Annotated in this window: 9 protein-coding genes and 3 pseudogenes; 7 read left to right on the top strand and 5 right to left on the bottom strand. The window is 66.5% G+C overall.

Annotated features, from left to right (window positions below; genetic code table 11):
- Nucleotides 1-247: 247 nt before the first annotated feature.
- Together B0I32_RS55840 and B0I32_RS55835 are read right to left on the bottom strand one after the other, a co-directional pair.
- Nucleotides 248-838 (bottom strand): ATP-binding protein, encoded by a 591-nt coding sequence (locus B0I32_RS55840; RefSeq protein ID WP_106253610.1) that lies wholly within the window; start codon nucleotides 836-838, stop codon nucleotides 248-250.
- A gap of 209 nt (nucleotides 839-1,047) precedes the next feature.
- Entirely contained in the window at nucleotides 1,048-1,554 is a 507-nt protein-coding gene (locus tag B0I32_RS55835; protein WP_106253608.1) for a Mu transposase domain-containing protein, read from the bottom strand.
- Nucleotides 1,555-1,629: 75 nt separating this feature from the next.
- On the opposite strand from B0I32_RS55835, the gene B0I32_RS55830 reads away from it, so the two are divergent.
- Nucleotides 1,630-2,742: a GlxA family transcriptional regulator gene (locus tag B0I32_RS55830; protein WP_245956734.1), complete on the top strand. Its 1,113-nt coding sequence runs from the start codon at nucleotides 1,630-1,632 to the stop codon at nucleotides 2,740-2,742.
- A gap of 250 nt (nucleotides 2,743-2,992) precedes the next feature.
- Here the strand turns inward: B0I32_RS55830 and B0I32_RS55825 are convergent.
- The 3 pseudogenes from B0I32_RS55825 to B0I32_RS55820 form a co-directional block, all read right to left on the bottom strand.
- Nucleotides 2,993-3,241, bottom strand: a pseudogene (locus B0I32_RS55825) (transposase); the annotation flags it as partial.
- Between the two features lie 263 nt (nucleotides 3,242-3,504).
- Nucleotides 3,505-3,591, bottom strand: a pseudogene (locus B0I32_RS62040) (hypothetical protein); the annotation flags it as partial.
- A gap of 149 nt (nucleotides 3,592-3,740) precedes the next feature.
- A pseudogene (locus B0I32_RS55820) lies at nucleotides 3,741-4,413 on the bottom strand (ISAzo13-like element transposase-related protein); the annotation flags it as partial.
- A 318-nt stretch (nucleotides 4,414-4,731) separates the two neighbouring features.
- Between B0I32_RS55820 and B0I32_RS55815 the strand changes: the two are divergent.
- The 6 genes from B0I32_RS55815 (at nucleotide 4,732) to B0I32_RS55790 (ending at nucleotide 9,480) form a co-directional block, all read left to right on the top strand.
- Nucleotides 4,732-5,277, top strand: a complete 546-nt coding sequence (locus B0I32_RS55815; RefSeq protein WP_181308956.1) for a pyridoxamine 5'-phosphate oxidase family protein — start codon at nucleotides 4,732-4,734, stop codon at nucleotides 5,275-5,277.
- Nucleotides 5,259-5,471 carry a dihydrofolate reductase family protein gene (locus B0I32_RS55810; RefSeq protein ID WP_106253606.1) on the top strand — a complete coding sequence of 71 codons (213 nt, stop codon included), beginning with the start codon at nucleotides 5,259-5,261 and terminating at the stop codon, nucleotides 5,469-5,471. The genes B0I32_RS55815 and B0I32_RS55810 overlap by 19 nt, the downstream gene beginning before the upstream one ends.
- A gap of 154 nt (nucleotides 5,472-5,625) precedes the next feature.
- Nucleotides 5,626-5,850, top strand: a complete 225-nt coding sequence (locus B0I32_RS55805; RefSeq protein ID WP_106253604.1) for a dihydrofolate reductase family protein — start codon at nucleotides 5,626-5,628, stop codon at nucleotides 5,848-5,850.
- A 366-nt stretch (nucleotides 5,851-6,216) separates the two neighbouring features.
- Entirely contained in the window at nucleotides 6,217-6,837 is a 621-nt protein-coding gene (locus B0I32_RS55800) for an NADPH-dependent FMN reductase (RefSeq protein WP_342751861.1), read from the top strand.
- 974 nt (nucleotides 6,838-7,811) lie between these two features.
- Complete coding sequence (locus B0I32_RS59465; protein ID WP_342751862.1) at nucleotides 7,812-8,201, top strand: reverse transcriptase/maturase family protein; 390 nt, start codon at nucleotides 7,812-7,814, stop codon at nucleotides 8,199-8,201.
- 700 nt (nucleotides 8,202-8,901) lie between these two features.
- Entirely contained in the window at nucleotides 8,902-9,480 is a 579-nt protein-coding gene (locus B0I32_RS55790; RefSeq protein ID WP_219912561.1) for a reverse transcriptase N-terminal domain-containing protein, read from the top strand.
- The last annotated feature ends 196 nt before the right edge of the window (nucleotides 9,481-9,676 follow it).

Below are 9,676 nucleotides of genomic sequence, written 5' to 3'. Positions count from 1 at the left end.
CTTCACCAACACCGCCCAACTACGGCAGCGGACACGCCGCTCACCTCTGCACGTTTACCTGTACCTGACTCTGCACATGGCCCCGTACGCCGACAACTCACGGGGCTTCACCCACTGGTTCAGTTTCCTTGCACCATCTCCGTCTTCGCTTGCGGGCACGAACCGTCTGGTGGTGCCGGTCCGTCCCTACGTTGTCGAGGCTGCTCCCGGCCTCGCCCCCGACTCGGGGTTCAGCCTGCCTCCAGCTTCAACCGGTCACTGCGATGACCGGCGGCGGACTCCTCCTTCCGCGAGATTCCTCAGCGCCTCGTGGCGCACAGCTCACCTCGTCAAGGACGAGGACGTTGGGGCGGGTGTAGGTCTTCAGCTTGGCGGCCAGGCGCCCGATGGCGTCAGCTTCTTTGAGCTGGCGGACCATGTCGTCCAGGGTGGTGAAGTAGATGGAGAAGCCGGCCTTGCAGGCGGCGACCGCCAGGCCGACGGCGAGCATGGTCTTGCCGACTCCGGGCGGGCCGAGGAAGGCGGCGTTGGCCTTGGCCTCGACGAACGACAGTGCGGCCAGGTCCTTGATCTTGCGTGGGTCGAGGTTGGGTTGGAAGGAGAAGTCGAACTCCTCGATGCCCTTGTGGTGGGGCAGCTTCGACAGGCGCAGCGCGGCGCGGAAGCGGCGGCCGTCGCGGACGCCGTGCTCTTCTTCCAGCAGCAGGTCCAGGAAGTCGAGGTAGCCCATCTTGTCGGCGTTGGCGCGGGCGATGAGCTGGTCGACGCTGGCGGCCAGGTGGGGTAGCCTGAGCCGGGTGGCGTGCGCTTTGATGCGGTTGGTGACCAGCTGCGACATCAGTTCAGTCCTTCGGTGATCGGGGTGGAGTTCAGGCCCGCGGCCAGGTCGTAGGCGGCCAGCGGGCGACGGGCGACGGGGATCTGCGCGGCGGCCGAGCGTTTCAGCAGGGCGGCCAGTCCATCCGCGTCCGGGTCGACGCCCTGGTCGACGGCGAGGCTGGAGGGGGCGGTGGTCGTGGCGCGGGTGTGTCCGTCGGGCAGGCCGTCTCAGTGCGCCGCGTCGACGACCCATGTTCCGGAGGTGGTGGCGCGCGAATGGATGGCCAGCAGGGCGTCGGTGGCGCTGGTGGCGGTCGGGTTGCAGATGGTCACCTCGGTGCCGGTGACGCGTAACTCGACCTGCTGGCCGGCGCGCACCCGGCGGGCGGGAACGGAATACAGACTGCCGTCGAAGGAGATCAAGCAGTCCTTGTCGACGCGTCGCAGATGCCGCTCGGCGACCAGGTAGGCCTGCTCGGGCAGGACCGCGAGCGCGTCGTGGTCGCGCAGGGCGCGCATCCCGATGACCTCGCCATGGGTGCGGTGCACCGTGGCGCGCCGGATCGGAACCCAGGCGGCGAAGGCCGCGTCCAGCTCCGCCAGCGAGGAGAAGACGCGGCCGGCCAGCATATGGTCGCGCACGATGTCGACCTGCCGCTCGACGCGGCCCTTCCCGGTGGGCCGGTGGGCGGCCAGCACGTCGATGTCGAAGCCGTAGTGCCCGGCGAAGGCCACCGCTTCAGGGTGAAGGCCCTCGAACCGGCAGCCACCAGCTGACCACCGGGCAGGACACGTGGAGAGCCCGTTGCGGTGAAAGTCGCACGGCGGATTCGGGACGGCGGCTCGGAGAAACGGATCGATGGCAACACCGACACCGCGTTTCGAGCCGACCGCACAAGCCCCAGGTGCCAGGAGTGGCGCGACTGCACATGTTTGCCAGATTTCTGCCACAATGTGGCTGTGCTCCCCTTCCGTTCGGTCGCTGCGTACGTGACGCAAGGAGTGAGCGCCTTCAGCCTCGGGCTGGTTGGCAAGGTCTTCGCTGACCGCACTCGGCTGACCGTGCCCGCCTTCGAGTTCTTCGTGTGTGCCGAACGGCCCGGCGATGTGCATACCGATCTCGGCCTTCCGCTCACTGTCGAGTTCGGGCTGGACCATCTCGCCCGAGCGGATCTGATCATCTTGATCCCCTCGGATGATTATGTTTCCGCAGATGCACCCTCATCTGCTCTGATGGAGGCGATTCGCGCCGCTCACGAGAGTGGTTCCATCGTCGCGAGTTTCTGTACGGGCTCCTTTCTCCTAGCCGCCGCAGGTTTGCTCGATGGCCGCCGCGCCACCACCCACTGGAGCCTGGCTGAAGACCTGGCCGCCCGCCATCCAGCCGTCTCTGTCATGCCGGAGGTTCTCTATGTGGACGAGGGCGCCATCGTCACCGGCGCCGGCGCGGCTGCGGGGATCGACCTTTGCCTTCACTTGCTGCGCCGTGAGCACGGCGCGGCGATCGCCAACATCGTTGCCCGCGAGATCGTCGTCGCACCGCACCGCGACGGAGGCCAGGCCCAGTACATTCCCGTACCTGTGCCGACCGGCGGTCATGATGAGCGACTCGCCAGTGTGCTGGACTGGGCGCGGCAGAATCTGGACAAGCCGCTGTCGGTCAACGACCTCGCGGCTCAGGCGCTTATGAGCCCCCGCACGTTCGCCCGGCGCTTCAGGATGGCGACCGGGACCACACCATACGCCTGGCTGCGGAGTCGACGGCTCGATCGTGCCGAAGAGTTGCTCGAGATCACCGACCTGCAGGTCGAACAGATCGCACGCCGGGTTGGCTTCGCTTCGGTTTCCGTGCTGCGCGAGTCGTTTCTTCAGCGCCGTGGTGTATCGCCTAGTGCATACCGGCGAGCCTTCAGCCAGTTGTAACGTCGCCACAGGACGCCGCTCTGCGCCCAGCGTCCAACAGCTTCTCATCGAGCTTGCCTCGCTGTGACCATTTCGACGGCGTCCGAGGGCAGGACCGGGCACCCGCCGTCTGCGCTGGGATGCTGCCCGCCGCGAACGTGATCGGCGTGTCGTGAGGCCTTGGCGACGGACAAATGCTGATGGAGGGTGGCCCGTCATCGGGTCGCGGAGCGGTGTAGTTCGGTTCTCGCGTGCGGCTCTGCTGGTTCGACTATGTCGTCATGAGTTCGGTGTGCGCCACCTCCTGCGGGTCGGTGGTGGATGTCGTGATGAGGGCCATGAAGCCTTTGGACAGGTAGCGGCGGTCGGTGACTTGCCATTCGTCGTGGGCTTCGACCAGGACGGCGCCGGCCAGCCGGAGCAGGGCTTCGGGGGTGGGGAAAACGCCGACGACGTCGGCGCGGCGTTTGATCTCCTTGTTGAGCTGCTCCAGCAGGTCGATGCTCCAGATCTTCTTCCAGTCGTCGACGCCGATCGTCGCCGGACGGCTGGCGGCGGCTCCGGCAGCGCCATCAGGGTGCTCAGCACGCTGGTACGACTGAGCAGGAGCCCGATCGTGGCCGACAGGGCGGCGCCGGCTCGCCCGGCCAGCGCCAGCGCCAGCGCGCATGCGATCACCAGCGCCGTCGCGCCCGGCGTGCGACGCCCGTAGCGGCCGGCCAGGCCCGGTACCTGCTCGTTGAAGGTCTGTCGCGCGCAGTCCAGGTTGATGCACACCAGGCGTCGTAACCTGAGCTCGATCATCACGGTCAGCCCGTTCACCGGGCGGTCGGCCACGCGGCGCCTGTGATAGCCGTGCACCTTGCCCGTGGCCGTCCCGCACTAGGGGCAGCACACCGGGTCGCCTCGGGTGCGGGCCTTCACCTGGACTTGGCCGTCCTGGCGGTCTATCTGCTCGATCTCCACCGCGGCCAGGTCGGATAGGACTCGTGGGTCCTACCGATCGGTCGGTTGGTCGTGGCTGGTGGTGTCGGGGTCGGTGTCCAGGTGGGATGCAGGGCGTAGTTCCGGTCGCCGTGGCAGGGGTGCCGGGTCAGGGGCGGGGCGGCCAGGTCGGCGTTGCTGGTGCGGGCGCCGAGCGGGTAGGTGCCGGTATCGAGTTCGGGTTGCACCGTAGTCCGGTGGTCGTGGTGGTGGCGGCGATGCTGTTGATCACGACTTCGTGGCTGGTCAGCGGCCTGCTGCGCCAGTTCATCGTGATGTGGCGAACAGCCGGTGCTCCACCTTGTTCCATTTCGGGGTGCCCGGCGGCAGGTGGCATTCACCCAGTCGGTGCTGGCCGCGATGTCGTCGATGCCGTACGGGACCACTTTCCCGGTCGCGGGCTCGGCGAAGTCGTAGACGTTGACCGGCACCGGCTCCCCGGCCGGCCGCCATTCCCGTCCGGCATTCTTGAACGGCCCGAGCAGTTCCTGCTTCTGGGTGTCCACGCTGATCACCGGCTGTCCGGCATCGCGATGCGCGGACCTGCTCATTGAGGGAGCGGAACTGCGCATCGCGGTCCGGGTGCCAGCCGCCCTCCAGCGTCTTGGCGTTGACCTGCAGACTGAATCCCTCACCGCGCAGGATGTCCGCGACGCCGTCGGCCGACGCCCGGTGTCCCTGCTGGGTAAGCTCGCCGGCTCGCCCACGCCTTCCTGGCCGTCACCGCTGCTCAAGCCCCAAAAGCCCAAGCAGCCTGGTCCGCCTCACACCCGCCGAGATCCGTCGTCTCATGGCACACCTGATCTAGTGATCACCCGACCACTCGTCCACGCATTGGCCTGGTCCGAGCGTCGACGCGTTTCCCCGACCCATGCAGGCGGCAGTCGCTACTGGCGGCGCTGGCTCAAGAACGGCCTATGGAAGCGATCCTTTTTTAGGAGCAATGCTTGTCTTTTAGGATTATGATCCAATAGGTTCGAGCCATGACCTACTCGAGCAACAATGCAGCGAGCTTGCCGCAAGGACGTGGCGCTGCTGGACACTCCCACGGCGCAGCACCTGCTCACCGCCCCGTTGGTGGCACGGCTCGCCTATACCGGCAAGGACGGGACATCGCGGCTGATTTCGGTCAACTTCCTGTGGACCGGCGACGATATGGTCATCGGCACGTTCGCTGGCGCCTACAAGATTCGCAACCTTCGCGCCCGACTTGAGGTCGCGATCACCATTGACGCCACGTTCGTCCCGCCGCAGGTGCTCATGCTCCGCGGGATGGTGACACTGAGCGAGACCGAGGGGGTCCTGCCCGAATACGCGACCGTGCACCGCCCATTTATGGGCGAGGAAGCCGGTGCTGCCTACGGGGAGGCCATCGACCAGCCCGGCCTACGGATGGTCCGCATCGGCCTACGCCCAGCCTGGGTCGGCGTGCTGGACTGCCAGCAGCGGTTCCCGGTCCTGAGTTCCCAACCGGTCCTTGCCGCCTATGGTGTCGAGCGGTATGGGCGCAGCCGGGTTTCGGAAGCGGAAGAGATCGAAGAAGGGATAGCGGGATGGGCAAGATCGTCGTGATGGCGTTCGTCACCCTCGATGGCGTGGTTCAGGCGCCCGGCCTTTCGGACGAGGCCCGGGACGGCGGGTTCGATGAGGGTGGCTGGACACAGCCGTATGCCGATTCTGGGATCGACCAGCGAGTCACCAGGTCGGTGGCAGCGACGGACGCGCTGCTGCTCGGTAGAAGGACCTACAAGTTGTTCTCCAGCTAATGGCCGACCGTCGATCCCGAGGATCTACGGCCCCGGAAGCTGAACCGCCAACCAAAGTACGTGGCCTCACGCCCCCCGCAGATAGCCGGGTGGACCCATACCACCGTGCTTGACGGGAACGTCGCCTACCAGGTCACGGAGCTGAAGGACAAGTATGACGAGATCAGCGCCTGGGCAGGACCAGCTTGATAACGACGTTGCTGGGGAAGACCTCATCGACGAGTTCGCGCTGCTGACCTACCCAATCGTCGTCGGCGCCGGAAAACGGCTCTTCAACAGCGGCACTCCGCTGAGACGGCAACTGGCCGAAACGACGACCTCGGACACCGGGGTGGTCATCAGCACCTACCACCGCACCGGATCCGACTTTACTAGCTGAGGTACGGCCCAGCCCGCACCGAGGCGGACCTGCCGTTGCCGGAACCGCATGGTGGTATTGACGCCGTCACGCCGGGACTGGTCGACCGTAGCGTCGATCTGCTGTGACAGCTCTCTGCGGATCTGGGGCGCAGCCGACCGCCGCAACGGCGCTACCAGACCTTTCGCCCTGAGGGCACCGGCCCGTTCATGGCCATCATCGAGTCCGATGGCGGCCCTGCCGAGGCCGCCCACCATCACCTGCCATTCCTTTAGCGCTGACCGGGTCGCACGCGATCTGCGCCCGGTCGCCAACTGTGACGTACCTGGAGACGGTTGGGGGCTACCAGCCCCGATGATGCCGCTCTACCAGTATCAAAGGAGACCCATGATGATCCGCATCGCCGTCGTCGTCGGCAGCACCCGCCCCGCCCGCCGAGGCACCGCCGTGGCCCGCTGGGTCCTTGACACGGCCGCCGCCCACCCGGCTGTCGCCGACGGCCGCGCCAGCATCAACATCCTCGACATAGCCGACTTTGACCTGCCGCTGCTCGACGAGCCTGTCCCGGCCGCCTACGGCGATTATGCCCAGTCCCATACCCTCCGCTGGTCCCAGGCGGTCGCGGCGTTCGACGCGTTCGTGTTCGTCGCCCCCGAGTACAACCGCTCCTTCCCCGCCTCGCTGAAGAACGCCTTGGACTATCTGTATGCTGAGTGGCTGCACAAGGTCGCCGGGTTCGTCGGCTACGGCGTCAGCGGCGGCCTGCGTGCGGTGGAGCAGCTGCGTCAGGTCATGGGTGAGCTAAAGGTCGCCAATGTGCCCACCCAGGTCGCTCTATCGATATACACCGACTTCACCTCCACTAACCCTACCGACCCCACCGATGCGGGCACTTGCACTCCTGCCCCGTATCACGCCGAGAGGCTCGCCCAGATGCTGGAGGAGATCATCGTCTGGTCCGCAGCGCTTGCGCCGCTGCGTGCGGAAGCTCAGCCGACGACCGCCTGAGTAGCAGGTCGCACAAGGTCACTGCTGCGATGACATGAGGTCGGCAGGACGAGTCTGGGACAACCGTCGGGTCTGTCCAGTAGACGGCGTGCGCCGTGAGGCGCTGTGATTCGTGTGGAGGCGGGGGATTTTCGCCTTCGGCCTGTCATAGCAGGTCGGTGAAGCTGAGGGCAGCCTGATCCGGGTGATGCCGGGGAGGGCAGGAGCAGCCTGACAAAGCCGGGACGTGCTAGTACTGCCAGATGCGGGTTCGGTGAGCGTGATGGACAGGAGTACGAGAGGAACCGACCTCGTTAGTCCCTCCACTGGACGCCTGCTCGAACCTGGTGGATCTGGGCAGGACGCGGTGCGCACCCGTCGGCCGAGGGCTGGTGGGGAACTCCTGGGCCGGTTTGCCATTGCCGGCAGGGAGGCCATGAGGAAGGTCTGTGGGCGTACTCATGGCGAGGCCGCAGGGACAAAGTCGGGCTACTCCTTCGTCGAGCGAATCACAGTGAAAACGGGAACCACCCGGTCGCAGTTCCAGGCCGTGGGCATTCAGCCCGCTGGCCGGGATAGGTGCATCGACCACTGAACGGGCCGGGTGGGGCGGAGCCGCCGTAGTAGTCCGAGGCCGGGAGAGCCGGTCACAGGGCGAAGGGCGGCAGCGGTTTCGAGAAGGGATGGAGGCTGCAATGCCGGCCAGGCGCCGCCGAAGGGCGGCGCCTGGCCGGAGGCGGTCCCGCTGGGGCCGAGTCGGCGGGTATCGGAGATGCAGGCCAAACTTCACCGTTGGGCGGCAGCTGATCTTGGCCGCTGGTTCGACGACCTGTTCAACTTCGTGCATGACTCGGCGACGCTACTGGTGGCGTTTGATCGGGTTGCGGGCAACCGCGGGGTACGCACTCCCGGCGTGGATGGCCTGACGGTCACCGACGTCGAGGAGCGCATCGGTGTTCCGGGTTTCCTGGACGACCTGCGAACTTCCCTGCAGGATGGTTCGTTCCGGCCTTTGCCGGTGCCGGAACGTAAGATTCCCAAACCGGGTGGGTCAGGAAAGGTCCGCCCTCGGGATTCCGACGGTGACCGACCGGATCGTGCAGGCCGGGCTGAAACTTGTGCTGGAACCGATCTTCGAGGCCGACTTCGAGCCGGTCTCCTATGGGCTCCGGCCCAACCGGCGTGCTCAGGATGCGATCGCTGAGATCCACCATTTCGGCACCCGAGGCTATCGGTGGGTGCTGGATGCGGACATCGAGGCGTGCTTCCACCGGATTGACCATCACGGCTCTGATGGAGCGGGTGCGTTGCCGGGTGAAGGACAAACGCGTTTCGGCGCTGGTCAAGGCGTTCTTGAAAGCCGGGATCTTGACCGAGCTCGGTGAGAACAGGAGCACCACGACCGGAACGCCGCAGGGCGGGGGTGCGACACGAAAGGTGCACGTTGTGAGTGGGTCACGTTGGTTGGAGGTTCGGCTGATGCCGGGAACATGATCTCGGGCCAGTGTCCGAGTGGCCTGTCCTCGCCTTGGCATGCGTCGCTGGACCTTAGTTGATGCCTCGTGACTGTCGGGCCCCCGCGGATGTCGGCTGTGGTGGGGGTACAGGGCCTGGCCGCTGGAAAGCGGCGGATGCCGGCGGGGGTACTCCTTTCCCGCCGGGTGGACACCATCGGCCCCGGGGTCAAGAAGGCGCCCACTCCGATCGCATCTCATGCGTGTGCAACGTGGGAACCCCGTTGCGGTCCAGCCGGTGGCTGGTAGGCCGACCGCGAGGAAGGCGTAATGCCGCAGTGGGAACAGGATGGTCCAAGAAGCGAATACCGGTGCGCCGAAAGGCGACGGGAAAGCGGCATGAGATGATCGCTCCTCCATCGCGGTCGTGTCGTATAACCGGCCGGATACGGGCCCGAGAGGCCCGCCTCGAAAGAGGGCTGACATGGACCGGGTGGATCTGCGAAGAGAACGGACGACGAGGCGTTGGAACCGAGGGACAAGTTGGACGCTGGGACGCCGCCGATGGCCATGGCCGAGGGCGGGGGTTGGGGCGAACGGACCCAAGGAGGAGGACCTGGGGTGGAACGCCGTGGACTGGCGTGCCGCTGAGGATCGAGTACGACGACTGCGGCAACGAATCTTCGCGGCAACGCGGGCCGGGGACCACGAGCGGGTCCGCAGCCTGCAGAAGCTGATGCTCCGAAGCCTGTCAAACACGCTGATCAGCGTGCGGCAGGTGGCCGAGCGCAATGCTGATCGTCTCACTCCCGGCGTTGACGGGCGAATCGCCCTGTCGGCGGCAAACAAGGAACGTCTGGTGATCGAGATCCATGAGTCACCACGGCGGGCCCGGCTAGTGAGACGGGTGTTCATCCCGAAGGCGAATGGGAAACTACGCCCTCTCGGTATCCCGGTGATCACCGATCGCGCCCAGCAGACGCGAGTGCGCAATGCGCTGGAGCCCGAGTGGGAAGCCCGGTTCGAGCCCAAGAGCTACGGGTTCCGGTTGCCCCGTAGCCGCGAGGCCGTCTTCTCCTCCACAGCAGCCCGCACCACCTCCGATGGGGCGAAGGCCGAGACCCCGTTGGATTCGGTCTGGTCCTCCGGGTATTTCCACTGGGTCGGCGAGCCCGCCTCCCGCCAGGCCGCCCGGTCCTCGGAGGTTTAGCGGCTTCGCGCCGAGGTATTGCCTGATCCGCCAGCCCTGTGCTCCAGGGGCGCGTCCCAGCCACTTCTCTTGAACGTGGCGCAGCCTGATGACGTAGCCGCGATCAGGTGAGATCGCGTCCGTGCCGGAGACCGTGGTGGTCAGCCAGTAGGCGCCCTGCATGGGCTGCTTCGCGGCGCTGGCGGCGCTGGCGGCG

Origin of the sequence: Nonomuraea fuscirosea, from assembly GCF_003001935.1 — a bacterium.
Classification (GTDB): Bacteria; Actinomycetota; Actinomycetes; order Streptosporangiales; family Streptosporangiaceae; genus Nonomuraea; species Nonomuraea fuscirosea.
Note: the sequence above shows the minus strand (reverse complement) of the source record. Positions and strands in the feature narration are given on the sequence as shown.